Below are 24,270 nucleotides of genomic sequence, written 5' to 3'. Positions count from 1 at the left end.
AAAACCCGGAGGCTCGCCGCCCGCTCACTCGAACGTGTGTACTAACACGAGAGTGCCGGTTCGGACACGCCCTGCGGGGAATCGAAGTGTTCGCAGGTCAGCTACCCAGAGCGACGGTCCGGGTGCGGTTTTTGTCGGTGGGGTCCGCCATGATGTCCCCGCGGTCCGATTCCGGCCGGAGGGAGGAGACGAAGTGGCGACAGTGCTGACCACCGCGGCGATCGTGCTGGCGGTCCTGCTGCTCGTCGCCGTCGCGGTGCTGTGGCGGCTGTACAACGACGGGATGCGCCGGGCGGACGCGGCGGCCCGGCTGGTGGCGGCCGAGCGCGCGAAGGCGGATCAGCAGCAGCTGGCGCTGCGGCGCTACGAGGTGGCGTTCGCGTCGATCAGCGGGCGCGGCGAGCTGGGCGAGCAGGTGCTGGTCGAGACGGCGCGCGCGCTCGGGCTGCGCGAAGACCTCCACTTCACGCTGCAGACCGACCTGGCGGGCGGCGGCGCGGCGAAACCGGACATGGTGCTGAGCGTCGGCGGCGGCCGCACGGTGCCGGTCGACGCGAAGGCGAGCATGGCGACGTGGTCGGAGGCGATCGAGACCGACGACCCGGACGAGCGGATCGACGCGTTGCGCGCGCACGTCCGTCAGATCCGTTCACGCGCGGCCGAGCTGGCGGGCAAGGGTTACCAGCGCTGGGCGGACGCGATCTACGGCACGATCATGTTCGTCCCCTCGGACGCGGCGGTGGTCGCGGCGATGGACACGGACCCGGAGCTGCTGAGGTGGCTGATCGACCGCCGGGTGTTCCTGTGCGGCCCGACGGGCTTCGGGGTCCTGGCTTCGGCGGCCCTGTTCGCGGCGAGCGACCGGACGCTGGAGGCGGACGTCGAGCAGGTCCGCGCGGGAGCGGCGGCGGCCCACCGGGCGGCCGGTGGCGCGGTGGAGGCGCTGAACCTGTCGAGCACGCACCTGCAGCGGTTCCTGTCGGCCCGGCGGCGGGAGCTGGAGGCGCTGGAAACGTTCCGGGCGACGGTGGCGCCGTTGACGGACGCGTCGGGTAGTCCGGCGCCGGTCCCGACGGTGCGGAAGGGAGACGAACTGGCGGCAAGCTGAGCGACCCGCACCCCGGCGGCGGCCAGGCGGCATCGGCACGGCACCTAGGCGGCTTCGACAGGCGGCTACACGGCCAGGCCAGACGGCGGCGGCACTCCGGGCTCCGCGGCCAGGCAGGCGGCAGCGGCACTCCGGACGCTCCTGCGGCGGCTTCTACAGGCGGCTACGCGGCCAAGCCGGACGGCAGCGGCACTCCGGCTCCTGCGGCGAGACCGGTCGCGGCCTTGCGGCGAGGCCGGTTGCGTTCGGCGGCGCAGGCCAGGTGGGATCGGCGGCGCAGGCCGATGGCGAGCAGCGGCGCAGGCCGGGCGCGCTCTTGCGGCGACGCCGGGCGCGAGCAGCAGCGCAGGCCGGGCGCGCTCTTGCGGCGACGCCGGGCGCGAGCAGCAGCGCAGGCCGGGCGCGCTCTTGCGGCGACGCCGGTTGCCAGCAGCCGCGCAGGCCGGGCGCGATCGGTAGCGCAGGCCGTCTCGGCCGGCGAGCCGCCGGCCGGCGGCGCATGAGCCACCGGCGGCCCGGGCGACCCGAGCGCATGCCGAGCCGGGCGAGCGGCGGCGCGGGCCCTCGACCACGTGGCCACGCACACGGCGAGCAGCCGCGCGGGCGACGCGATCAGCGGCGCAAGCCACCTCCAGCGGCGGCCAAGCCCGCGCAGGTAGCCTCAAGGACCGGCGCCGTACCGCGAGCATGCTCGCGGCCGTCGTGACCAGGCACGATCCGCCGCCGAGTGAGCCCTGCGCAAGTCGCTCGAAGCCCAACCGCACACCTCCGCACCCTCGCCTGAGCACTCGTGGCGAAGGTCCCCAGCACCGTTACCGTCCGCTTCGGCCTGGCCTCCGGGTCAGGCCGCCGGGTGGCTTTAGCCCCACGTCGGCGGCGGTGCTGGCAAGATCTTCACAACCACGAGATACGGTGTTGCCCTGTGACCGCGATTCGCGATCGCCAGAGCGATCCAGATGCCGACGACGTCCCTGTCCCGTGGGATGAGCGTCCTGTCGTCGGTTCGAGGCGCGGACTGCCCTGGTGGGCGGCGGTCCTGGTCGGCCTCGTCCTGGCGGTCGTAGGCGCCCTCCTCGGCAAGCCGAGTCAGGCGAACATTCCGGTGGTCTTCGTCGTCTGCTACATCGCCGGGGCCGTGATCGCGGTCTGCGCGGTGCGGCGGCGGGGACTGTTCGGGCCGATGGTGATGCCGCCGCTCGTGCTGGCCGTCACCGTGCCCGGCGTCATCCTGCTGACCTCGGGTTCGCAGGGTGACGACATGCTGGCTAAGGCCCTCAACATCGGCAGCCCGCTGATCAACAGCTTCCCCATGATGGCCATCACCACCGGCATCACGCTGCTGATCGGCTTCGTCCGCATCTTCCGCGAGCGCGACCCGGACGCCCCGAAGAAGGCCAAGGCCGTCGAGGACGACGACGAGCAACCCCGGCCGAGCCGGCCGCGGCCGGCGAACCGGACCGGTCAGACGCCCGTGCCGCCGCGACGTGGCCGGGACGGGGAACCGCCTCGACGTCCGCGTCCCCCTGCGGAAGGCGAACGCCGGACGCCGCGCCCGCCCGCCGGTGACCCGAACACCCGGGGCGCCCGCAAGCCGCCGCCCGCGAACCGGCGGCCGCGTCCGGACGACGCCGACCCGCGTCGGCGTGAGCCTCGCGGTGATGCTCCGCGACGCCGTCCGCGGCCGCCCGAAGACGGCCGGGACGCTCCGCCGCCTCGACGTCCGTCCGGTGGGCGGGGTGCGCCGCCTCGGCGGAACCGTCCCTGGGACGACGAAGAGCGCTGAAGCAACGAGACCGGCGGTCACCTCCAGCCAGGAGATGACCGCCGGTTCGCGGAGGAACCTCAGACCTTGCGCAGTTCCTTGGGCGGCGCGAAGGTGATCTTCTCGTTCGCCGTCGTCACCTCGTTGACGTCGCCGTAGCCGCGCTCGGCCAGCCAGTCCAGCAGCTGCATGACCAGCTCGTCCGGCACCGACGCACCCGACGTGACGCCCACCGTCGTCACCCCGGACAGCCACGCCTCGTCGACCTCGTGCGCGAAGTCGACCAGGTAGGACGCCCGAGCCCCGGCCTTCAGCGCCACCTCGACCAGGCGCTTCGAGTTGGACGAGTTCGTCGACCCGACCACCAGCACCAGGTCGCACTCGGCGGCCATGGCCTTGACCGCGACCTGGCGGTTCGTCGTCGCGTAGCAGATGTCGTCGCTCGGCGGGTCCGCCAGACCCGGGAAGCGCTCGCGGAGCTGGTCGACGCGCTCCATCGTCTCGTCGACCGACAGCGTCGTCTGGGACAGCCAGATCACCTTCGACGGGTCGCGCACCTCGACCTTGTCGACGTCCTCGGCCTTGTCGACCAGCTGGACCTTGTCCGGCGCCTCGCCGGCCGTGCCCTCGACCTCTTCGTGGCCTTCGTGGCCGATCAGCAGGATGTCGTAGTCGTCGTTCGCGAACCGGTTGACCTCCTTGTGCACCTTCGTGACGAGGGGGCAGGTCGCGTCGATCGTGCGCAGGTTCCGGTCCGCGGCCTCCTGGTGCACCATCGGCGAGACGCCGTGGGCGGAGAACACCACGAGCGCGCCTTCGGGCACCTCGGACGTCTCGTCGACGAAGATCGCGCCGCGCTCGCGCAGCGTCTCGACGACGTGCTTGTTGTGCACGATCTCCTTGCGGACGTACACCGGGGCGCCGTAGACCTCCAGGGCCTTCTCGACGGCGATCACCGCCCGGTCCACGCCGGCGCAGTAACCACGCGGTTTGGCGAGCAGCACCCGCTTGCCGGAGGCGGTTCCGGTGATCGTCGGGGTACCCGCGGGCTCGATTCCGGGACTCGCTGAACTCATGGCACCCAGGGTACGGGCAGCCCGGAGCCGAACTCGAAGTCCCTTTCGGGTGAGCTTCGTCCCCCTTCGGTGCTGTGCCCGGGGTCACGCAACGCGCCCGAACCCACCCGTTCGGTTGGGCAGGATGGCGGACATGGGGCAGGCTAGACGCATGAAGCCATTCCCGCTCCCCCTCCGGGTCGCCGCGGGCCTCGCCGTCTCCACCGCCGAGCGGGTTCGTGAGCTTCCCCGGCAGCTCGCCGGACTCCCGGTGACCGTGGTCAGCCAGGTGCTGCAGGCCTCCATGCGCGTCCAGCAGCACGTCACCGAGCTGGCGATCAAGGGCGACAACGCCCTCTCCGGCCTGCGTCCCGTCGAGGACGCGCCCAGCTGGGCGACCTTCGACGAGGACCTCGAAGACGTGCGGCCGAACCTGACGCCGGTCGCCGACGTCCCGGAACCCCGTTCGGAACTCAACGGTCACCCTGGGTCACTTTCCGACCTCGAAGCGGAACTGGGTGATCCGTGGGCCGACGAGGAGCGCGCGCTCGCCGAGGACCACGCCGACGGCGAGAACGACGCCCCGGAGGACAACAAACCGCAGCCCGGCACGCCCAAGATCGACAAGAAGGCCAAGAGCGAGGTTCCGCGGACCAGCGCCGGCGGGTACGAGGGTCCGGCCGGGCTGACCGGCTACGACCAGCTCACCCTCCCGCAGCTGCGGGCCCGGTTGCGCCAGCTGTCGATCCCGCAGCTCGAAACCATCCTCGACTACGAGCGCGCGCACGCCGACCGCTCGTCGTTCACCGGGATGCTGTCCCGCCGGATCGCCAACGCGCGCAAGGCCGAACGAGCCGGGACCGAGCCGCCCGAAGAAACCGGCGACGACGCGGAAGGCCAGTGACCGAAACCGAAGCGAGCACCGCCGAGAAGCCGTGGCCGGTACGCACGGTCGCGCGCAAGATCGGCGACTGGATCCACCGCCTCGGCGCCGTCTGGGTCGAAGGCCAGGTCACGCAGGTCAGCTCCCGCCCGAACACGCAGACGGCGTTCCTCACCCTGCGCGACCCGTCGGCGGACGTCTCGATGTCGGTGACCTGCCCGAACTGGCTGATCCGCGAGATGGAGCCGCCGCTGCGCGAAGGCGCGAGCGTGGTGGTGCACGCGAAGCCGTCGTTCTTCTTCGGCCGCGGCACCATCAGCCTGCGCGCCGACCAGATCCGCGCGGTCGGCATCGGTGAGCTGCTGGCCCGGATCGAACGCCTCAAGAAGCTGCTGACCGCCGAGGGCCTGTTCTCGGCCCAGCGCAAGCGGCCGATCCCGTTCCTGCCGAAGGGCGTCGGGCTGATCACCGGCCGCGCGTCGGCGGCCGAGCGGGACGTCCTGGCCAACGCGCAGGGGCGGTGGCCGCACGTGCGGATCAAGGTGTTCAACACCGCCGTCCAGGGCTCGCAGGCGGTGCCGCAGGTCATGCGCGCGCTGAAGATGCTGGACGCCGACCCCGAGATCGACGTGATCGTCATCGCCCGCGGCGGCGGCAGCGTCGAGGACCTGCTGCCGTTTTCCGACGAAGCGCTCTGCCGCGCGGTGTCGGCCACCGGCACGCCGGTCGTCAGCGCGATCGGGCACGAGCCGGACACGCCGCTGCTCGACTACGTCGCCGACCTGCGCTGTTCGACGCCGACCGACGCGGGCAAGCGGATCGTCCCGGACCTGCGCGAGGAGACCGAACGCGTCCGGCAGATGCGCGACCGCGGGCGCCGCGCCCTGCACGGCTGGGTCGACACCCAGGCGCGGCTGCTGAACCAGATCCGCAGCCGTCCGGCGCTGGCCGATCCCCTCGGACCGATCCAACGGCGCCAGGACGACATCGACGTCCACCGCGAGCGCGCGCGCCGGGCCATGCTGACCTTGCTCGCCAAGGACCAGGCCGAGATCGCCAGCGCGCGGGCCCGGCTCACCGCGCTCGGCCCGGCCGCGACGCTGGCCCGCGGGTACGCGGTCGTGCAGTTCATCGACGCCGAAGGCAACCTCCAGGTACTCCGCTCCGTCTCCGAGGTCGAGGCCGGTGCCCAGCTGCGCGTGCGCGTGGGCGACGGCGCGATCGGCGCGGTGGCGGAAGGGGCACAGGAGTGAGAGCGACGTTCCTCCCGCTCACGGTGGACGCGGCCCGGCGCCTGGGCGCGCGGCCGCTGCTGGACCAGGCGGAGCGCACCGACCGGGCCGCCGCCGAGTGCTGGACGGCGCTGCTCGCCGGCTGCCACAGCGCCGGCCGCCGCGACCTGGGCCCGCAGCTGCGCCGGCTGTCCGAAGCGACGTCGATGCAGGTCGGCTCGCGCTGGTGGTTCGCCGAGGGTGCCGGGCACCGGCGGCGGGTGGCCGGCGCGCAGGAGAACCTCGAAGAGGCGATCGCGGACGGTGACGGCCAGGAGTTCGCGCTGGCGTTCGTCGGGTACGACCACGCCATGGCCAGCGCGGTAGTGTGCGCGAACAGCGTGGAAGCCCGGAAGGTCGGAGAGCACCGAGCGTGAGTGAAGCAGCCAGCGAGGAACTCGGCTACGAGCAGGCCCGCGACCGCCTCGTCGAGGTCGTCCGCGAGCTCGAAGCCGGTGGCCTGTCCCTCGAGCAGTCGCTCGCGTTGTGGGAGAAGGGCGAGAAGCTCGCGAAGGTCTGTGAGCGCCATCTCGAAGGCGCACGCGAACGCGTCGAAGCTGCTCTCGCGTCCGTGGAGTCTTCGGAGGACGAAACCGGCGACGGTCAGTGACGTTTGCCATGTCTTCGGCATCGGGAAACCGGACAGGGATCTGACAGACTTAGCACCCGCCAGTTCCACGATCCGGGAGGCCTGATGTCCACCGAGCCGCGTCGTCGTGAAGCACCCGACCGCAACCTCGCGATGGAGCTGGTCCGGGTGACCGAAGCCGCCGCCATGGCCGCCGGTCGCTGGGTCGGCCGTGGCGACAAGATCGGCGGGGACGGTGCGGCCGTCGACGCGATGCGCCAGCTGGTGTCGACGGTGTCGATGCGCGGTGTCGTCGTGATCGGCGAGGGCGAGAAGGACGAAGCCCCGATGCTGTTCAACGGCGAAGAGGTCGGCAACGGCGACGGGCCGGACTGCGACGTCGCGGTGGACCCGGTCGACGGCACCACGCTGATGGCCAAGGGCATGCCGAACGCGCTCGCGGTCCTCGCGGTCGCCGAGCGCGGCGCGATGTTCGACCCGTCCGCGGTGTTCTACATGGAGAAGCTGGCCGTCGGGCCGGAGGCGGCGGGCAAGGTCGAGCTCGGCGCGCCGATCGCGGAGAACATCCGCCGCGTGGCCAAGGCGAAGAACAGCAGCGTCGGCGACGTCACCGTGTGCGTCCTCGACCGCCCGCGCCACGAGCAGCTCATCAAGGAGATCCGCGACGCGGGTGCGCGGATCCGGTTCATCTCCGACGGCGACGTCGCGGGCGCGATCGCCGCGGCCCGCCCGACCACCGGTGTCGACATGCTGGTCGGCATCGGCGGCACCCCCGAGGGCATCATCGCCGCCTGCGCGATGAAGTGCCTCGGCGGCGAGCTGCAGGGCCGGCTGTGGCCGAAGGACGACGCCGAGCGCGAGAAGGCCATCGCCGCCGGGCACGACCTCGACCGCGTGCTGCTGAACGACGACCTCGTGACCGGCGACAACGTCTTCTTCTGCGCCACCGGCGTCACCGACGGCGACCTGCTGCGCGGCGTCCACTACCGCGAGGGCGGCGCGACGACGCAGTCCATCGTGATGCGGTCCAAGTCCGGGACCGTCAGAATGATCGACGGTTACCACCGGCTCACCAAGCTCCGGGCGTACTCCTCGGTCAACTTCGACGGCCAGCTGGACGCGCCCGACGACGACGTCGTGCCCCCGCTGCCGTAAGGAGATCCGTGCCCAGGCGACTGCTGGTCCTGCTGGTTCTGGTGTTCGCCCTGGTCCCCGCCACCGCATCGGCCGAACCCGGCATCGTCGGGGGCGGCGACGCCGGCGAGCCGTACCCGTTCGCGGCGTCGCTGCACTCCTCGAGCGGCAGGCTGTTCTGCGCCGGCGCGCTGATCGCCCCCACCTGGGTGGTCACCGCGGCGCACTGCGCGTTCGACAAGTCCCCGGCCGCGGTGTCGGTGCGGGTAGGGACGAACGACGCCGGCGAAGGCGGCGAGGTCGCCAAGCTCGCCGGCATCGTCGTCAACCCGGCCTTCAACACCCAGAGCCCGGCGGGCGACATCGCGCTGCTGCGGCTGGCGGCTCCGGTGCGGGCGGCGCCGGTCGGGCTCGCGACGGCGGCGGCACCGGGCACGGCGACCCGGCTCCTCGGCTGGGGTCAGACGTGCCCGAAGCTGAACTGCGGCCAGATCCCGAAGACGCTGCAGCAGCTCGACACGCACATCGTCGAGGGCGCGAAGTGCACTTCGGTGTTCGACGGCACGGCCGAGCTGTGCACGGACAACCCCGGCGGCAAGTCCGGGGCGTGCTTCGGCGACTCCGGCGGTCCCGAAATCGTGCGCGACGGCGACCACTGGTCCCTCGTCGGCGTCACGAGCCGCCCGGGCAACAACGACCCGGAATGCGCGACGGCGCCGTCGATCTACACGTCCGTGGTCGCGTACGCGCCGTGGATCGCGGAGAAGACGAAGGCCTGAACTACTCGGCGTTGCTCGAATGCCCGGGGAACAGGTGGGCGTCCGGGTCGAGCGCGACGGCGATGTTGTTGACGGCCGTCGCGGCCTCGCCGAAGCCGGTCGCGATCAGCTTGACCTTCCCCGGGTACGCGGCGACGTCGCCGGCCGCGTAGACGCGTTCGCGCGCGGTCGCCATCGTCGAGTCGACGGCGATGGCGCGGTGGTCGATCTCCAGCCCCCAGCTCTCGATCGGCCCGAGGTCGGCGGTGAACCCGAGCGCCGCGACGACGGCGTTGGCCGGCAGCCGCTCTTCTTCGGCGCCCTTGACCGCGATGTCGACGGCTTCGAGCGCGCCGTCGGCGTTCTCGACGAACCGCGTGACCTCGGCGTCGGTGATGATCCGGGTCCCGAGCTCGCGCGCCTGCCGGACGATGGACTCGGCGGCGCGGAACTTGGCGCGGCGGTGCACGAGCGTCACGCTCGCCGCGACCGGGTGCAGCGCGAGGATCCAGTCGAACGCGGAGTCCCCGCCGCCGACGACCACGACGTGCTGCCCGGCGTGCGCCTGCAGCGCCGGGACGAAGTGGACCATGCCGCGCCCGAGCCAGCCGTCGCCGGCGGGCAGCGGGCGCGGGGTGAACTCGCCGATGCCCGCGGTGATGAGGACGGCGCCGGCCTTGAGGGTCTCGCCGCCGTCGAGGGTCAGTTCGACCTCGTCGCCGACGGTCTCGAGCTTCTCGGCCTTGCGCCCCAGCAGGTACTTCGGCTTGAACGGCGCGGCCTGCTTGACCAGGCCGTCGACCAGATCGCGGCCGCGGACCTCGGCGAACCCGCCGACGTCGTAGATCATCTTCTCGGGGTACATCGCGGTGACCTGGCCGCCGGGCTCGGGCAGCGAATCGACCACCGCCATGGAGAGGCCGCGGAACCCGGCGTAGTAGGCGGCGAACAGGCCGGTCGGGCCCGCGCCGATGATCACGAGGTCGTAGGAGTCCCCAGGGACTTCAGTCATGCTCGCTCCAGCCAGTGGTGGATGGCGGTGATCGAGAACACATCCGATCCTAGCCGGATCGGAGTTCACTCGACGTGGTGCGACACCGGCGTCCGGACGACCGGCGGCCACCCTGGGGCGTGCGGCGGACGCTGCTGAGCGGGTTGGCCGCGGCCGTCGTGCTGCTCGGCTGGTTCGTGCTCGCGGTCTGGCTCTCGCTGCCGTCGGCGGAAGCGGACGGTCTGGTGTTCTTCGTGGCCGGGTCCTTCGTGCTCCTGCTGGTGCTCGGCCGCTGGCTGGCCAGGACGGGCGCGTTGCTCGTGCTGCTCGGCCTGCTGCCGGCGTACTCCGCGTTCTTCGGCGGCTGGGCGGCGACGGGTGACGAGATCCTGCTCGCCCGGGGCCGGCCGGTCGACGCCGTGGTGGCGGCGGAGACCCCGCACCGCCTCAAGGCCGGCATCGACTACACGTACGACCTGCGGAACCCGGACGGCAGCACCGGCTCACTCGACCCGGGCGTCGACACCCGCCTAAAGGTCGGCAGCCGGGTACCGGTCGTCGAAGACCCCGGCGGCCTCGTCGCGACCCAGCGGGCGGGAAAGCAGGACCCGGCGGTGCCGCTGGTTTTCGCGTGCCTGGGCGCGGGTGGCCTCATCGGTTCGGTGGCCGTGACGGCGACGGCCGGCGAGCGGCGCAGGGTGCGCAACGCCACCACGCGCTGACGGCTTGGTCTCGTCCCCTGCCTTTCGCCCGCTCCGGACGAGACGGCTCGGCCGACGATCCACAGCCTCGCGCGGTTGTGGACACCCGGCAGCCTGACACCCCGAACACCGGGTCTTACCGGTGGCCGCCGATGGACTGGCCAAGGGGACGCCCCCAGGGAGGCGGTTTCTGGCGGTCGTGGTGGCGGCCTTCGCCGCGGCCCGCCAGTACTTCGCCGTCCGGTAGCCGACCCCGACCCGCCGCGCCGCCTCCCGGCTGCCCACACCCTGACCCACCAGCGCAAGGCAGACGGCCCGGTCAAAGGTTCGGGACCTTGCCACACATCCCTGGAAACCACCCCCGCCGTCGCAGGGTGCGCAACGCCACCACGCGGTAACTCCCGAACAGGTCCAGAATCGGTGTCATGGCTGATCAGGAATACCGGATCGAACACGACACCATGGGCGAGGTCCGCGTGCCTGCCGACGCGCTCTACCGCGCGCAGACCCAGCGGGCCGTCGAGAACTTCCCCATCTCCGGCCGGGGGCTGGAGCGGGCTCAGATCCGTGCGCTCGGCCTGCTCAAGGCCGCCGCCGCGCGCGTCAACCTCAAGCTCGGTGTGCTCGACGCCGATGTCGCGGAGGCCATCGCCGAGGCCGCCGACGAGGTCGCCGAAGGGCTGCACGACGCGCACTTCCCGATCGACGTCTTCCAGACCGGGTCCGGTACCTCGTCGAACATGAACGCCAACGAGGTCATCGCCACGCTCGCCAGCCGGGCCCTCGGCCGGGACGTGCACCCGAACGATCACGTCAACGCGTCGCAGTCCTCGAACGACACCTTCCCGACGACCATCCACGTCGCTGCCACCGAAGCCGTGCTCAAGGACGTCGTCCCGGCGCTCGAACACCTCGCCGGTGCCATCGAGGTCCGCGCCGCCGAGTGGGCCGGCGTCGTGAAGTCCGGGCGCACGCACCTGATGGACGCCGTGCCGATCACGCTCGGCCAGGAAGCCGGCGCCTGGGCTTCGCAGGTCCGCTTCGGCGTCGAACGGCTGAAGTCCGGCCTGCCTCGCCTCGGCGAGCTGCCGATCGGGGGCACGGCCGTCGGGTCGGGCCTCAACGCGCCCGAAGGCTTCGGCTCCAGCGTGGCCGCCGAACTCGCGACCGTGACCGGCCTGCCGCTGACCGAGGCCCGCGACCACTTCGAGGCGCAGGCGACGCAGGACAGCGTCGTCGAGACGTCCGGGCACCTGCGCACGGTCGCCGTGTCGCTCAACAAGATCGCGAACGACCTGCGCTGGCTGGGTTCCGGCCCGCGCACCGGCCTCGCCGAGCTGGCGCTGCCGGACCTGCAGCCGGGCTCGTCGATCATGCCGGGCAAGGTGAACCCGGTGATCCCGGAGGCGACGCTGCAGGTCGTCGCGCAGGTGATCGGCAACGACGCGGCCGTCGCGTTCGCGGGCGCCGCGGGCAACTTCCAGCTGAACGTCAACCTGCCGGTGATCGCCCGCAACGTCCTCGAATCGGCGCGCCTGCTCGCGGCCGTCTCGCGGCTGCTGGCGGACAAGGTCTTCGACGGCGTCCAGGCCAACGTCGACCGCGCCCGCACCTACGCCGAAGGTTCGCCGTCGATCGTGACGCCGCTGAACAAGTACATCGGCTACGAAGAAGCCGCCGCGGTCGCGAAGCAGGCGTTGAAGGAGCTGAAGACGATCCGCGAGGTCGTCATCGAACGCGGGTACGTGCAGGACGGCAAGCTCACCGAAGCCCAGCTCGACGAAGCGCTCGACGTCCTCCGCATGGCCCGCGGCGGCAAGTAGCTCACCGCCGGCGCAGGCTCTTGTCCGCCAGCGAAGGCGGGGTGTAGTCCTTCTCCGCCGGGTTCAGGTCCGTGCCCGGCGGGACGATCTCGTCGATCCGGTCCAGCACGTCACCGTCCAGCACCAGGTCCGCGCCCGCGAGCAGGTCGTCGAGCTGGGCGGGCGTGCGCGGGCCGATGATCGCCGACGTCACGTCCGGGTGGGCGCGGACGAACGCCGTCGCGAGGTGCGTGAGCGGCCGGCCGAGGTCGTCGGCGATCTTCTTGAGCTGCGCGATCGCCTCGAACTTGACGGCGTTCTCCGGCAGCGCCGGGTCGAACTTGTGGATCTGCAACGTCCGGCGGCCTTCGGAAAGGTCCACATCGGACGGTTTCAGGTACTTGCCCGACAGCCAGCCGCTGGCCAGCGGGCTCCACGTCAGCACGCCCATGCCGTACTTCCGCGCGGTCGGCAGCACGGCGGCCTCGATCGCCCGGTTGAAGATCGAGTACGGCGGCTGCTCGGCGCGGAACCGCGCCAGGCCCCGCTTTTCCGCCACCCACTGGGCTTCCACGATCTGCTCGGCCGGGAAGTCCGACGACCCGATCGCGCGCACCTTCCCCGCCCGCACGAAGTCCGTGAGCACCGAAAGCGTTTCCTCGATGTCGGTCGCAGGATCCGGCCGGTGCACCTGGTAGAGGTCGACGTAGTCGGTGTCGAGCCGCCGGAGGCTGTCGTCCAGCGCGCGGGTGAGCCAGCGCCGGGACAGCCCGCCCTGGTTCGGGTCATCGCCCATCCGGAAGAAGCCCTTGGTGGCCAGCACGACGTCGTCGCGGCGGCCCTTCAGCGCCTTCCCCACGATCCGCTCGTTCTCGCCGTGGCTGTACATGTCCGCGGTGTCCCAGAAGTTGACCCCGGCGTCGAGCGCCGTGTGCAGCATCCGGACCCCCTCTTCGTGGTCCGGGTTGCCCCACTGCCCCAGCATCATCGCGCCGAACGCGTACTCGCTGACCGAAATCCCCGTGCCGCCCAGAACTCGTCGTTCCATGCCACCACCCTGCGGCCGGCGGGGACGCCGGACCAGGTCACGCGCAACCTGGGTCCGGCAGTACCAGGCGGGCGGCCGTGAGCCGGGGATACTGGAGGGCATGAGTGACGCAGCCGAGCTCGGCGCCTTCCTGAAGGCGCGCCGCGCCGCACTGGACCCCGCCGGCCTGGGCCTGCCGCCCGGGATCACGCAGCGGCGGGTCAAGGGCCTGCGCCGCGAAGAGCTGGCGCAGCTGTCCGGCATCAGCGTCGACTACTACACGCGGCTGGAGCAGGGACGCGCGAAGAACGTCTCGGACGCCGTCCTCGACGCGCTGGCCCGCGCGCTGCGGCTCAACCCCGGCGAGGAGGCCTACCTGCGCAACCTCGCCGCGCCGAAGCGCCGGGACGAGCGCGCGCCGCAGCGGGTCCGGCCCGAGCTGCAGCAGCTGCTCGACGCCATCGGGACGCCGGCGTTCGTCTTCGGGCGGTACATGGACGTGCTCGCCTGGAACGCCCTCGGCGGCGCCGTCGCGTTCGCCTTCGCCGACCTCGACGAGCGCAACATGCCGAAGCTCGTCTTCACCGACGAACGCGCGAAGCAGCTGCACCCGGAGTACGACGCCGTCTGCCGCGAGCTCGTCGCGAACCTGCGCGCGGAAAGCGGCCGGCACCCCGGCGACCCGCGGTTCGCCCAGCTGATCGGCGAGCTTTCGCTGGCCAGCGAGCAGTTCCGGAAGCTGTGGGCCGAGCACGCCGTGCGGGAGAAGGCGCAGGGGTGGAAGGTGCTGATGAACCCCGTCGTCGGCGAGCTGCGGCTGCGCTACGAGACGCTGCGGCTGCCCCAGGACCCCGACCAGGGCCTGGTCGTCTACCACGCCGAACCGGGGTCGGAAACCGAACGCGCGCTCGGCCTGCTGGCCAGCTGGATCGCCGCCGATGAACGGCCGGTGAACACTCGGTCGTCGCAGCCCCACGCCGGGTGAGCCCTGCCTAGGCTCCTTGTCCTGGGGAGCCGGGGGTGGGGAGCAGCACGGTGGGTGTCGGCGCGACCATGCAGTCCCTCGCCGAGATACTGAGCTCCGACTCCGGCAGCCTCGTCCTCGGCGTCGCCGCGCTGGTCGCGATCGCCGCGCCGTTCATCGACCGCTACTTCATCCGGCGGCGCCGGCTGACGTTCCGCGTGCTCTACAACTCCAAGATCGGGCTGTCCCCGATCGACCTGCACGACGGCGAGAACGGCTCGGCGCAGGCGGCCCCGCAGCTCGAACAGGTCGGGCGGCTGCTCGATCGGATGAGCATCGTCGTCATCCGGATCCACAACACCGGCGGGTTCGACATCGCGCCCGGCGACTTCGAAATCCCGCTGTCGTTCACCTTCGGCAGCCGGATCGTCTGGGACGCGCGGGTGTCCGACGCGACCGACGACGGCCTGCGCCAGCACGTCCGCGACGGCCTCGAGTTCTTCACGCGCGAGAGCCCGCAACGGCCGGTCGAAGCCGTGCAGCTGGCCCGCGTGCGCGCGTGGCTGCCGAAGCGGTTCGCCGGGCTGACCGCGGCCGAGCCCCCGCCCGAGGCGCCCGAGTGGCACGGCGTGCGGCTGGCGCGGCTTTCCCTGAAGCGCAAGGAGAAGTTCAAGCTCGTCGTCGTCCTGCGCGAATCGGCCGGGCACGACGGCGAGATCAGCAAGGAGATCGAGCACCACGCGCGGCTCGCCGCCGGCCGGATCAAGGACGACCGCAAGCAGCGCCGGTTCGGCTGGCCGGTCATCACGACCGCGGTCGGGGTGCTGCTCACCGGTGCCCTGCTGGCCACGCTGCTCGTGTCCTGGTCGCGACCGGCCGTCTCCGCGCAGTGCGCCACCGGGAAGCTGTCGGTCGAGGGGTCGAGCGCGTTCGTCCCGATCATCGACCGCATCGCCGCCGAGTACCACGGCCAGTGCGACGGCGCCGCGATCACGACCCGCGCGACCGGCAGCGTCACCGGGGTCCGCGCGCTCGCCCCGGTCGACGCGGCGGGCAAGAACGGGCTGGCGGTGCTGTCGGACGGCCGGTCCGGGGAAGCCGGGCCTGACCTCGAGGCGAAGGCCGTCGCGGTGGTCGTCTACAGCCTGGTCGTCAACCGCGCCGCCGGCGTCGACAAGCTGACGACCCAGCAGGTCGAGGACGTCTTCAGCGGCCGCGTGCGGAACTGGGACCAGCTGCGGCCGGGGCCGTCGGTGCCGATCGGGATCGTCGGGCGCGGACAGGAGTCCGGCACGCGCAAGACGTTCGAGCAGAAGGTGCTCGGCGGGGCCGAGGACCGGCTGACGTCGGACTCGTGCCGCAAGCCGGAGCGCGACCCGGCCGCGGCGACCACCCGCTGCGAGCGCGGCACGACGGCCGAGGTGCTCACCGAGGTCGCGAACGTGCCGGGCGCGATCGGCTACGCCGACGTCCCGGCGGCCAAAACCGCGGCCGCCCGCGACCAGCAGGTGACGATCGTGCAGCTCGACGGCCACTACCCGGACACCACGACGATCGGTGCCGGCTACCGCTTCTGGACCGTCGAGTACCTCTACACGAAGGGCGTACCGGACGGCGAGAGCGTGCTGAAGCGGTTCCTCGACTACCTGGCGAGCGCGACCGCCCGCGCCGAGCTGCAGGACGCCGGGTACACCCCCTGCGTGACCAGGGACGGCCTGCTCGACCCCCTCTGCACCAGGGGAGACATCTGACCGGACTGAAATTGTCGGTGGTGCGGGTCATGATGTCCGGGTGTTGCTGAGCGAGATAGTCCGGGCGTCCGCCGAGCTGGCGGCGACGAGGTCCAGGAAGGCGAAGATCGCCGTCCTGGCCGCGCTGCTGCATGCCGCCGAGTTCCCCGAGCTGGCCACGGTGATCGCGTACCTGACCGGGCAGACGGCGCAGGACCGGCTGGGTGCGGGCTGGCGCACCCTGGCCGGGCTCGGCGCGTCGCCCGCGTCGGAGCCCACGATCACGGTGCTGGAGGTGGACGCGGCCTTGACGGAGGCCGCGGGCGTCGCGGCGGGCACGGGCTCGTCGACGCGGCGGCAGGACGTGCTGCGGGCGCTGTTCGTCCGGCTCACCGAGGAGGAGCAGCAGTTCCTGTTCCGGCTGGTCACCGGCGAGCTGCGGCAGGGCGCGCTGGAAGGCGTGATGGTCGACGCCGTCGCGGCCGCGGCCGAGGTGCCGGCCGAGGACGTGCGGCGGGCCTTCATGCTGTCCGGGAAGCTGGGCACCACCGGGGTCGCGGCGATGACCGGCGGGCAGGCCGCGCTGGCGGAGTTCCGGCTGACGCTGGGCACGCCGGTCAAGCCGATGCTGGCCTCACCGGCGGAGTCGCTGGAGGAGGCCGTCGCCGAGCACGCCGAGGCGATCGTCGAGTACAAGATGGACGGTGCGCGGATCCAGGTGCACCGCCACGGCGACGAGGTGCACGTCTGGACGAGGACGCTGCGCGAGATCACCTCCAGCGTGCAGGAGCTGGTCGAGCTCGTGCGGGCGCTGCCGTGCGAATCGGTGGTGCTGGACGGCGAAACGCTCGCCCTGACCGACGCGGGGCGGCCGCGGCCGTTCCAGGACACGATGAGCCGGTTCGGCAGCACGCGCGAGGAACAGGTCAAGGCGCTGCTGCTGCGGCCGTACTTCTTCGACTGCCTGCACCTCGACGGCGTCGACCTGCTGGACGCGCCGCTGTCCGAGCGCAACGCGGCGCTGCGCAAGGTCGCCGGGGCGCACGTGATCCCCGGCGAGGTGGGCGTGGCGGGGGCGGATGCCGTGCTGGAGGCGGCGATGGAGGCCGGGCACGAAGGGGTGATGGTCAAGGACCTGGCGTCGCCGTACGCGGCCGGGCGGCGCGGGCGGGCGTGGCTGAAGGTCAAGCCGGTGCACACGATCGACCTGGTGGTGCTCGCGGCGGAGTGGGGGCACGGCCGGCGCACCGGCAAGCTGTCCAACCTCCACCTGGGCGCCCGCGACCCGGACGGCGGCCCGCCGATCATGGTGGGCAAGACGTTCAAGGGCATGACCGACGAGATCCTCGCGTGGCAGACGACGAGGTTCCAGGAGATCGAGACCCACCGCGACGACTGGACGGTGTACGTGCGGCCCGAGGTGGTGGTGGAGATCGAGCTGGACAGCGCCCAGGTTTCGACGCGCTACCCGGGCGGCCTCGCGCTGCGGTTCGCCCGGGTGGTCCGCTACCGCCCGGACAAGGACCCGGCCGACGCGGACACGATCGACACGGTCCGCGGCCTCCTGCACGGCGACCGGTCGGAAGGGAGCTGACTACGGGCATCCCCCCTGCGCATCCGGTGGGCCCACTGGATCCCATGACAGCTCGAATTTCACTCCGCGTCGACGAGGCAGTCCTGGATGCCTTCACGATCTCGCCGCCAGGCAGCACCGAGATCGGTCGGCCGTGCTTCGTGCAGCACTACTGCAGTACATCCAGCTGAACGCAAACGGCCGGAAAGGCCAGCGAGGGTGGCCCGGAGCATCAGCTGCTCGCAGAGGACCTCCAGACCGACGTGGACGCGAAAGGAGCTGACTACGAAAGTCTCGATCACGACATCGCGCGTCTCCGGGGTGCTTTCCTCGTAAAAGGAAAGACGAAAGTCGATGTTGCCCCCTCCCGGTTCTGGCCAGAGTGGCTGACGGAGTTTCCTTCAGCCACGGGAGAAAAGCATGAGATTGCGCGCTGTGTCCGGCTTGCTCGCGAGCACGACCCTGCTCGTGACCGCGTTCGCGGCACCGGCTCTCGCCACGCCCGTGCCGAGCACGCCGGACGCCGGGCACCAGCCGTCGAAGCACCACTTCTCGGCGGCCGCGCGGTCGTTCGTCGGCGCCGACACCGTGCAGAAGCGCGTCGCGAAGCTCGAGGCGGCGATGGCGTCGCTGCCGAAGGAGAGCACCGCGTACAACGCGACGAAGCTGTGGAACGCCGGCATCACCGGCGCGGGCAGCACCGTGGCGACACTGGTGTCCTTCGGGGACGACAAGGTGAAGGAGGTGCTCGACACCTACTCGAAGAACCACGGCCTGCCGCCGGCGAACGTCGAGGTGATCGAGCCGTCCGGCGCCGTGCCCGCGTGCACCGACCCGGGTGTCGACACCGCCACCTGCCAGGGCTGGGGCGGCGAGACCGACCTCGACGTCACGATGATGCACGCCATGGCGCCGAACGCGAAGATCGTCGTCGCGGCGACGCCGGTCGCCGAGACGCAGGGCTTCACCGGCCTGCCCGAGATGATGCACGCGGTCGACTACATGACCGAGCACAAGCTCGTCGACGTGATCTCGATGAGCTTCGGGACGACCGAAGAGAACTTCCCGTCGTTCGACTCGATCAAGACGCTCGACCCGGCGCTGGACCGCGCGAGCAAGGCGGGCATCACGATGGTCGCCTCCTCCGGCGACGACGGCCCGACCGGCGGCTACCTCTACGGCCCGGGCAACTACCCGTACCGCGTCGCGAGCTGGCCGGCGTCCGACCCGCGCGTCACGACGCTCGGCGGCACGCAGCTGCACCTCGACGCGAACGGCACCCGCACCAGGGCCGACGACGTGGTGAACGTCGCCGACAACGGCTTCTCCGAAGGCGCCGGGCTGTCGAAGGCCTACGCGCGGCCGAACTGGCAGGACGGCGTCAAGAAGATCACCGGCAGCAAGATGCGCTCGTTCCCGGACATCAGCATGGAAGGCGTCTACGGGACGTCGCAGTCCGCGCCGCTGTTCGCCGGCGTCCTCGCGCTCGCGGTGCAGGCCAAGCACGGCAAGCTCGGCCAGATCAACCCGGCGCTGTACACGAAGCTGGGCCCGGCGGGTGCGAAGGCGGGCATCGTGGACGTCACCGAAGGTGACAACAGCCAGGACGGCGTCGTCGGCTTCACCGCGGCGAAGGGCTTCGACATCGCCAGCGGCTGGGGCACCGTCGACGCGTCGGTCTTCGTGCCGGCCCTGGTGAAAGCACTCCGCTGACCTCGTGATCGTGCCGCTCGGCGAACAGAGCGGCACGATCACCCCGGCAACCCGACGCGCCTCGATCGAGTCATCCCGATCGAGGAGTCCACTGTGGAGCTAAGCTCCCGAAATGCGCAGCGAGAAGCTCACCCGCGCCTGGTTCGCGGTCACCGCCGTGGTCGCGCTGACCGGGCTCGTCAGCCAGGTGGTGTCCACCGCGTCCGGGGACGGCCGGGTCGCGAACCTGCTCTGCTTCTTCACCATCGACTCGAACCTGCTGGTCGCGCTCACCTCGGCGCTGGTCGCGCTGGGCCGGGCCCGCGGGCGCCTGTTCACCGTGCTGTGGCTCGACGCGCTGGTCGGCATCATCGTGACCGGCATCGTCTACCAGGTCGCCCTCGCCGGACTGTACGAGCTGGACGGCCTGGCCTTCTTCGCCGACACCATGCTGCACAAGGTGACGCCGATCCTGTTCGTGCTCGGCTGGCTCCTCGCGGCCCCGCGCGGCGTCCTGACCTGGCGCACGGTCTGGTGGTCGCTGCTCTACCCGCTGGCCTGGCTCGCGTTCACCCTGCCGCGCGGCGCGATCACCGGCTTCTACCCGTACCCGTTCGTCGACGCCGGCGCGCTCGGCTACGGCCAGGTGGCGCTCAACTGCGTCTTCATCGGCCTGTTCTTCACCGCGCTCGCCGCGGGCGCGCGCTACTACGACCGCCGGCTCAGCCTCGCACCCGACGGAACGCGTTGAGCCCGTCGGTCAGCCCGGCCTGGACCAGCGTCGGCAGCGCGCCGCGCCGGTCGACCGGCTTGCCCGCCGCGATCCGGTGCATCTGCCGGGTGTGCCACTGGATCTCGAGGAGGCTGTCGGCCAGCCGGACGCCGGTCTGGGGGCACCGCCGCTCCGCGCGGGCGTCCTCGCCGTCGAGCAGCCGCGCGGGCAGCCCGGGGTCGACGATCAGCGGCCGGCCGAGCCCGATGACGTCCAGCGCGCCCGAGCGCAGCGCCTCGCTCATCCCGCCCGGCGTCGCGAACCCGCCGGTGACCATCAGGGCGACGTCGGACACCGAACGTGCTTTCGCCGCGTAGTCCAGGAAATACGCTTCGCGCGCCAGCGAACTGGCCCGCCCGGAGCCCATCATCGCGGCCTTTTCGTACGTGCCGCCCGATACCTCGAGCAGGTCCAGCCCGGTTTCCCCGAGCTCACGCACGACTTCGAGCGATTCCTCCTCGGTGAAGCCGCCGCGCTGGAAGTCCGCGCTGTTGAGCTTCACCGACACCGGGACGCCGTCGCCGACGGCCGCCCGCACGCGCCGCACGACTTCCAGCAGGAAGCGGCGCCGGCGGACCGCGTCGCCGCCCCACTCGTCCGTGCGCAGGTTCGTCAGCGGGGAAAGGAACTGGGACACGAGGTAGCCGTGGGCGCCGTGGATCTGCACCCCCGCGAAGCCCGCTTCGACGAACGTGCGCGCCGCGACGGCGAAGCGTTCGATGATCGCTTCGATCTCTTCGCCGGACAACGCGCGCGGAGCGGCGAAGGCGGTACGGATGCCGCGGTTGCCGAAGGGCACGGCGGACGGCGCCACCGGCTCGCGCGAGAGGTAGCGCGGGCTCTGCCGGCCCGGGTGGTTCAGCTGCACCCACAGCTGCGTGTCCGTGCCCTCGACCGAGCGGGCCCAGGGCCGGTAGCCGTCCGGGTCTCCGGCGGCGGCGACGTTGCGCGGCTCGCCCAAGGCGGCCGGGTCGACCATGACGTTCCCGGTGATCAGCGCGCCGGCGCCCCCGCGGGCCCAGGTGCGGTACAGCTCGGCCAGCTCGCGGGTGGGCGCGTTGCGGCGGTCGCCGAGCTGCTCGCTCAGCGCCGACTTGACCAGGCGGTTCGGCAGGACCGCGCCGCAGCGCAGTTTCAGCGGCTCCGCCAGGAGTTCCCGGGTCGCGGTCATCGCGTCGCTCCTCGAACTTACTCGCAGTAAGGTGACGCGACAGTAGCATACTGCCGGTATGTCATCTACCCGTCGAATGACCGTTAGGGTCGGGCGCATGACGGCGATCGTGCAGAACTTGGTGACGTCCGGTGTCTTCCGGCTCGACGGAGGCAGCTGGGACGTCGACAACAACGTGTGGCTGGTGGGCGACGACGCGGAAGTGATCGTGATCGACGCGGCGCACGACGCGAAGGCGATCGAAAACGTCGTCGGCGAGCGGAAGCTGGTCGCGATCGTCTGCACCCACGCGCACAACGACCACGTCAACGCCGCCCCGGAACTCGCCGACGCGACCGGCGCGCCGATCCTGCTCCACCCGGACGACCGGGTCGTCTGGAACCTCACCCACCCCGACCGCGCCCCGGACGGCGAGCTGACCGACGGCCAGACCCTCACGATCGCGGGCACGGCCCTGCGCGTCATCCACACGCCCGGCCACGCCCCGGGCGCGGTCTGCCTGTACGCGGAGGAACTGGGCGTGCTGTTCACCGGCGACACCCTGTTCCACGGCGGCCCCGGCGCCACCGGACGGTCCTATTCGGACTACCCGACCATCGTGAAGTCCATCCGCGAGAAGCTGTTCACCCTCCCGGAGTCGACGAAGGTCCACACCGGCCACGGCGACGGCACCACGATCGGCGCCGAGAAGGCCGCTTCGAGCGGCTGGGACCAGCCTTAAGAGGTGTGCTTCCGGGCGACGAGGGCGAACTCCTCGATCGCCCGGTCGAAGGCGGCGCTGGCCTGCCGGACCGGCGTGGGCAGGAACTCCCGGTCGAACTTCTTGTCGTCGTCGAGCTCCCACCGGGTGCGGTGGAGTTCCACTTCCTTCCTGCGGAGCAGGTCCGCCTGCTCGACCAGCTCGTCCGGCCCGCTCATCACGAGCAGCCCGTAGAACGCGCGGATGTCGGTGCGAGCCGTGTAGTACGCGTCCTCATACGTCGCTTCGCGTTCCGCTTCAGCCTCGGAGTCCACGTCGAGCTCCCGACGGCGGTGGATCACGTTGATGTCGATGATGTGCTTGCGCGCCCGCGTCGCGGCCTCGATCAGGCCGGCACAGCGGTCGGCCCGGTCCTGCCGCAGCTTCGCGCGCCGGGCGGCGTTGAGCTTCACCGGCTCGACGAGCGCCCCCAGCGTCACGCCGATCAGCGACGCGACGGCCGCGATGGCCGCGGCTCCGACCGCCGTCAGCACGTCAACCGCGGCGGCGTCGGCGACACCCGGACGCGCTGTTTCGCCTCTTCGACCAGCGCGAGCGCCCACTGCTGCAGGCCGGCGACGTCGATCCCGTGCGGCGGCTCACCCCGGAACGGCTCGATGTTCGCCGCGCCGCGCTCGAGCAGGGACACCGCGCCGACGTTGTTGCCGCGGGCCGCGTGCGTCAGCCCCACCGCGAGCTGGGCCAGGCCGCGCCAGAGTTCGCGGTCGGGGCCGTCGGTCGTCTTCCACGCGTCCTCGAAGACCTCGTGCGCGTGGAACGGCTTGCCGTCGTCGAGCAGCCGTTGCGCCTCCGCAAGAGTTTGCGCCGGCGTTCTCGCGATGCCTTCGGGCTGGCGCTCGACGCCGTCGGCGCCGTACGGCAACGGCCGGCCGAGGCCGTCGCGCGGGCGTGCGTTGCGTGCCCGTCCTTCGGGGTCGCGGTCGCGGCGGCTCATGCCCCCGATCCTGCCACGGGTAGCCTGGTGACTCGTGCGTTTCCTCGACGGCCACCGGCCTGCCCACGACCTGACCTACGACGACGTGTTCCTGCTGCCGAACCGTTCGGACGTGGAGTCCCGCTTCGACGTCGACCTCGCCACCGCGGACGGCACCGGCGCCACCATCCCGATCGTCGTCGCCAACATGACCGCGGTCGCCGGACGGCGGATGGCCGAGACCGTCGCCCGCCGCGGCGGCCTGGTGGTGCTGCCCCAGGATGTGGACAGTCACGCCGTCAGCGAGATCGTCGGCTGGGTCAAGAGCCGCCACACCGTGTGGGACACCCCGCTGGTGCTGACCGGCGGTGACGCGGTCGCCGACGCGCTCAACCTGGTCCACAAGCGCGCGCACGGCGCCGTCGTGGTCGTGGACGGCGAAGGCCGCCCGGTCGGCATCGTCGACGAAGCGGCCTGCGCGGGCGTCGACCGCTTCGCACGGCTCGCCGACGTCGCGCAGCCCGCGTCGGTCGCGGTGCCGCTGACCACACCGGCGCGTGAGGTCTTCGAGCAGCTCCACAGCCACGGCGCGACCCTGGCCCTCGGCCTCGACGCCGAAGGCCGCCTCGCGGGCGTGCTGACCGCCGTCGGGGCGCTGCGCGCGGACATCTACACCCCGGCCGTCGACGACGCGGGCAGGCTGCGCGTGGCCGCCGCGGTCGGCGTCAACGGCGACGTCGCGGCGAAGGCCGAAGCCGTGCTCGGCGCGGGCGTCGACGTGCTGGTCGTGGACACCGCGCACGGGCACCAGGAGAAGATGATCGCGGCGCTGAAGGCCGTCCGGTCGGTGTCGCCGAAGGTCCCGGTGGTCGCCGGGAACGTCGTCACCGCCGAGGGCACGCGCGACCTGATCCAGGCCGGCGCCGACGTCGTCAAGGTCGGCGTCGGGCCGGGCGCGATGTGCACGACCCGGATGATGACCGGGGTGGGCCGCCCGCAGTTCTCCGCGGTCGCCGACTGCGCGGCCGCCGCCCGCGAGCTGGGCAAGCACGTCTGGGCCGACGGCGGGGTCCGCCACCCGCGCGACGTCGCGCTGGCCCTGGCCGCCGGCGCGTCCGCGGCGATGGTCGGCTCGTGGTTCGCCGGCACCTACGAATCCCCCGGTGACCTGCGGTTCGACGAGCAGGGCCGTCCCTACAAGGAGTCGTTCGGCATGGCGTCGAAGCGCGCGGTGGGCGCGCGGACGCGCACCGACAACTCGTTCGAGCGCGCGCGGAAGGCGCTGTTCGAGGAGGGCATCTCGTCGTCGCGGATGTCCCTGGACCCGGCCCGCCCCGGCGTCGAGGACCTGCTCGACTCGATCGGCTCCGGCGTCCGCTCGTCGTGCACGTACGCGGGCGCGCGCACCCTGGAGGAGTTCCACGAGCGCGCGCTGCTGGGCGTCCAGTCGGCCGCCGGCTTCGCCGAAGGCCGCCCCCTCCCCTCCGGCTGGTGACCCCGGTCGTGAGTGTTCAGGGCGTCGGGGCGCTGCTGGCTTACGAGGTCGCCCGTGCGTTGCCCGCGGATCGATGTCCCCGGCTGGTGGTCCCGGCGTGCGCGCCCCCACCGTCGGCG

23 protein-coding genes are annotated in these 24,270 nt (G+C 71.9%); 17 read left to right on the top strand and 6 right to left on the bottom strand.

Annotated elements, in window-relative coordinates; all coding sequences use genetic code 11:
* Positions 1-193: 193 nt before the first annotated feature.
* Entirely contained in the window at positions 194-1,108 is a 915-nt protein-coding gene (gene rmuC / locus AB0B33_RS00115; RefSeq protein WP_247018750.1) for a DNA recombination protein RmuC, read from the top strand.
* A gap of 922 nt (positions 1,109-2,030) precedes the next feature.
* A complete protein-coding gene (locus AB0B33_RS00110; protein ID WP_247018748.1) occupies positions 2,031-2,891 on the top strand; it encodes a DUF6542 domain-containing protein in 861 nt (286 codons plus the stop codon).
* Between the two features lie 59 nt (positions 2,892-2,950).
* On the opposite strand, the gene AB0B33_RS00105 is transcribed toward AB0B33_RS00110, so the two are convergent.
* Positions 2,951-3,946, bottom strand: a complete 996-nt coding sequence (locus AB0B33_RS00105) for a 4-hydroxy-3-methylbut-2-enyl diphosphate reductase (protein ID WP_360764856.1) — start codon at positions 3,944-3,946, stop codon at positions 2,951-2,953.
* A 151-nt stretch (positions 3,947-4,097) separates the two neighbouring features.
* Here AB0B33_RS00105 and AB0B33_RS00100 point away from each other — a divergent pair, with 151 nt between their 5' ends.
* From AB0B33_RS00100 to AB0B33_RS00075, 6 genes are all read left to right on the top strand, one after another.
* Positions 4,098-4,829, top strand: coding sequence for a lipid droplet-associated protein (locus AB0B33_RS00100; RefSeq protein WP_360764853.1), 732 nt, complete (start codon positions 4,098-4,100; stop codon positions 4,827-4,829).
* Positions 4,826-6,061 (top strand): exodeoxyribonuclease VII large subunit, encoded by a 1,236-nt coding sequence (gene xseA / locus AB0B33_RS00095; protein WP_360764850.1) that lies wholly within the window; start codon positions 4,826-4,828, stop codon positions 6,059-6,061. Before AB0B33_RS00100 ends, xseA begins: the two co-directional genes overlap by 4 nt.
* A complete protein-coding gene (locus tag AB0B33_RS00090; RefSeq protein WP_247018740.1) occupies positions 6,058-6,456 on the top strand; it encodes a hypothetical protein in 399 nt (132 codons plus the stop codon). Before xseA ends, AB0B33_RS00090 begins: the two co-directional genes overlap by 4 nt.
* Complete coding sequence (locus tag AB0B33_RS00085; RefSeq protein ID WP_360764847.1) at positions 6,453-6,689, top strand: exodeoxyribonuclease VII small subunit; 237 nt, start codon at positions 6,453-6,455, stop codon at positions 6,687-6,689. Before AB0B33_RS00090 ends, AB0B33_RS00085 begins: the two co-directional genes overlap by 4 nt.
* An 84-nt stretch (positions 6,690-6,773) precedes the next feature.
* Positions 6,774-7,823: a class II fructose-bisphosphatase gene (glpX, locus tag AB0B33_RS00080; RefSeq protein WP_247018730.1), complete on the top strand. Its 1,050-nt coding sequence runs from the start codon at positions 6,774-6,776 to the stop codon at positions 7,821-7,823.
* Positions 7,824-7,831: 8 nt separating this feature from the next.
* Positions 7,832-8,581: a serine protease gene (locus tag AB0B33_RS00075; protein WP_360764843.1), complete on the top strand. Its 750-nt coding sequence runs from the start codon at positions 7,832-7,834 to the stop codon at positions 8,579-8,581.
* 1 nt (position 8,582) lies between these two features.
* On the opposite strand, the gene AB0B33_RS00070 is transcribed toward AB0B33_RS00075, so the two are convergent.
* Positions 8,583-9,572, bottom strand: a complete 990-nt coding sequence (locus tag AB0B33_RS00070; RefSeq protein WP_360764840.1) for an NAD(P)/FAD-dependent oxidoreductase — start codon at positions 9,570-9,572, stop codon at positions 8,583-8,585.
* A gap of 77 nt (positions 9,573-9,649) precedes the next feature.
* On the opposite strand from AB0B33_RS00070, the gene AB0B33_RS00065 reads away from it, so the two are divergent.
* Positions 9,650-10,273, top strand: coding sequence for a hypothetical protein (locus tag AB0B33_RS00065; RefSeq protein WP_360764837.1), 624 nt, complete (start codon positions 9,650-9,652; stop codon positions 10,271-10,273).
* A 404-nt stretch (positions 10,274-10,677) separates the two neighbouring features.
* Positions 10,678-12,075, top strand: coding sequence for a class II fumarate hydratase (locus AB0B33_RS00060; RefSeq protein ID WP_360764834.1), 1,398 nt, complete (start codon positions 10,678-10,680; stop codon positions 12,073-12,075).
* Between the two features lies 1 nt (position 12,076).
* On the opposite strand, the gene AB0B33_RS00055 is transcribed toward AB0B33_RS00060, so the two are convergent.
* Entirely contained in the window at positions 12,077-13,102 is a 1,026-nt protein-coding gene (locus AB0B33_RS00055) for an aldo/keto reductase (protein WP_360764831.1), read from the bottom strand.
* A gap of 100 nt (positions 13,103-13,202) precedes the next feature.
* On the opposite strand from AB0B33_RS00055, the gene AB0B33_RS00050 reads away from it, so the two are divergent.
* The 5 genes from AB0B33_RS00050 (at position 13,203) to AB0B33_RS00030 (ending at position 19,791) form a co-directional block, all read left to right on the top strand.
* Entirely contained in the window at positions 13,203-14,066 is an 864-nt protein-coding gene (locus tag AB0B33_RS00050; protein ID WP_360764829.1) for a helix-turn-helix transcriptional regulator, read from the top strand.
* Between the two features lie 35 nt (positions 14,067-14,101).
* A complete protein-coding gene (locus tag AB0B33_RS00045) occupies positions 14,102-15,796 on the top strand; it encodes a substrate-binding domain-containing protein (RefSeq protein ID WP_360764826.1) in 1,695 nt (564 codons plus the stop codon).
* A 40-nt stretch (positions 15,797-15,836) separates the two neighbouring features.
* The gene (locus AB0B33_RS00040; RefSeq protein ID WP_360764823.1) at positions 15,837-17,369 is read left to right on the top strand and encodes an ATP-dependent DNA ligase; all 1,533 of its coding nucleotides are present in this window, start codon (positions 15,837-15,839) and stop codon (positions 17,367-17,369) included.
* Positions 17,370-17,768: 399 nt separating this feature from the next.
* Entirely contained in the window at positions 17,769-19,061 is a 1,293-nt protein-coding gene (locus AB0B33_RS00035) for a S53 family peptidase (protein WP_360764820.1), read from the top strand.
* A gap of 112 nt (positions 19,062-19,173) precedes the next feature.
* Entirely contained in the window at positions 19,174-19,791 is a 618-nt protein-coding gene (locus tag AB0B33_RS00030; RefSeq protein WP_360764817.1) for a Pr6Pr family membrane protein, read from the top strand.
* Here the strand turns inward: AB0B33_RS00030 and AB0B33_RS00025 are convergent.
* Positions 19,763-20,983 carry an NADH:flavin oxidoreductase/NADH oxidase family protein gene (locus AB0B33_RS00025; RefSeq protein ID WP_360764814.1) on the bottom strand — a complete coding sequence of 407 codons (1,221 nt, stop codon included), beginning with the start codon at positions 20,981-20,983 and terminating at the stop codon, positions 19,763-19,765. The two genes, AB0B33_RS00030 and AB0B33_RS00025, sit on opposite strands and share 29 nt — an antisense overlap.
* A 97-nt stretch (positions 20,984-21,080) precedes the next feature.
* Here AB0B33_RS00025 and AB0B33_RS00020 point away from each other — a divergent pair, with 97 nt between their 5' ends.
* On the top strand, positions 21,081-21,704 hold the full coding sequence (locus tag AB0B33_RS00020) for an MBL fold metallo-hydrolase (RefSeq protein WP_247018714.1): 624 nt from the start codon (positions 21,081-21,083) through the stop codon (positions 21,702-21,704).
* On the opposite strand, the gene AB0B33_RS00015 is transcribed toward AB0B33_RS00020, so the two are convergent.
* Together AB0B33_RS00015 and AB0B33_RS00010 are read right to left on the bottom strand one after the other, a co-directional pair.
* Positions 21,701-22,216: a hypothetical protein gene (locus tag AB0B33_RS00015; protein WP_360764811.1), complete on the bottom strand. Its 516-nt coding sequence runs from the start codon at positions 22,214-22,216 to the stop codon at positions 21,701-21,703. The genes AB0B33_RS00020 and AB0B33_RS00015 overlap by 4 nt on opposite strands.
* Entirely contained in the window at positions 22,210-22,677 is a 468-nt protein-coding gene (locus AB0B33_RS00010) for a DUF309 domain-containing protein (RefSeq protein ID WP_360764808.1), read from the bottom strand. Before AB0B33_RS00010 ends, AB0B33_RS00015 begins: the two co-directional genes overlap by 7 nt.
* Positions 22,678-22,711: 34 nt before the next feature.
* Between AB0B33_RS00010 and AB0B33_RS00005 the strand changes: the two genes are divergently transcribed.
* Positions 22,712-24,151: a GuaB1 family IMP dehydrogenase-related protein gene (locus AB0B33_RS00005; protein WP_247018711.1), complete on the top strand. Its 1,440-nt coding sequence runs from the start codon at positions 22,712-22,714 to the stop codon at positions 24,149-24,151.
* The last annotated feature ends 119 nt before the right edge of the window (positions 24,152-24,270 follow it).

The organism is Amycolatopsis sp. NPDC049159 (genome assembly GCF_040648295.1).
Lineage (GTDB): Bacteria > Actinomycetota > Actinomycetes > Mycobacteriales > Pseudonocardiaceae > Amycolatopsis > Amycolatopsis pretoriensis_A.
This window is presented reverse-complemented; position numbering and strand designations above follow the sequence as displayed.

Bases quoted from the DNA above. Each gene is read 5' to 3' on its own strand.
- AB0B33_RS00070 (WP_360764840.1), bottom strand. From the start codon at position 9,572: ATGACTGAAGTCCCTGGGGACTCCTACGACCTCGTGATCATCGGCGCG.
- AB0B33_RS00050 (WP_360764829.1), top strand. From the start codon at position 13,203: ATGAGTGACGCAGCCGAGCTCGGCGCCTTCCTGAAGGCGCGCCGCGCC.
- AB0B33_RS00060 (WP_360764834.1), top strand. From the start codon at position 10,678: ATGGCTGATCAGGAATACCGGATCGAACACGACACCATGGGCGAGGTC.
- AB0B33_RS00105 (WP_360764856.1), bottom strand. From the start codon at position 3,946: ATGAGTTCAGCGAGTCCCGGAATCGAGCCCGCGGGTACCCCGACGATC.
- AB0B33_RS00055 (WP_360764831.1), bottom strand. From the start codon at position 13,102: ATGGAACGACGAGTTCTGGGCGGCACGGGGATTTCGGTCAGCGAGTAC.
- AB0B33_RS00100 (WP_360764853.1), top strand. From the start codon at position 4,098: ATGAAGCCATTCCCGCTCCCCCTCCGGGTCGCCGCGGGCCTCGCCGTC.
- AB0B33_RS00010 (WP_360764808.1), bottom strand. From the start codon at position 22,677: ATGAGCCGCCGCGACCGCGACCCCGAAGGACGGGCACGCAACGCACGC.
- AB0B33_RS00020 (WP_247018714.1), top strand. From the start codon at position 21,081: ATGACGGCGATCGTGCAGAACTTGGTGACGTCCGGTGTCTTCCGGCTC.
- glpX (WP_247018730.1), top strand. From the start codon at position 6,774: ATGTCCACCGAGCCGCGTCGTCGTGAAGCACCCGACCGCAACCTCGCG.
- AB0B33_RS00030 (WP_360764817.1), top strand. From the start codon at position 19,174: ATGCGCAGCGAGAAGCTCACCCGCGCCTGGTTCGCGGTCACCGCCGTG.
- AB0B33_RS00035 (WP_360764820.1), top strand. From the start codon at position 17,769: ATGAGATTGCGCGCTGTGTCCGGCTTGCTCGCGAGCACGACCCTGCTC.
- AB0B33_RS00025 (WP_360764814.1), bottom strand. From the start codon at position 20,983: ATGACCGCGACCCGGGAACTCCTGGCGGAGCCGCTGAAACTGCGCTGC.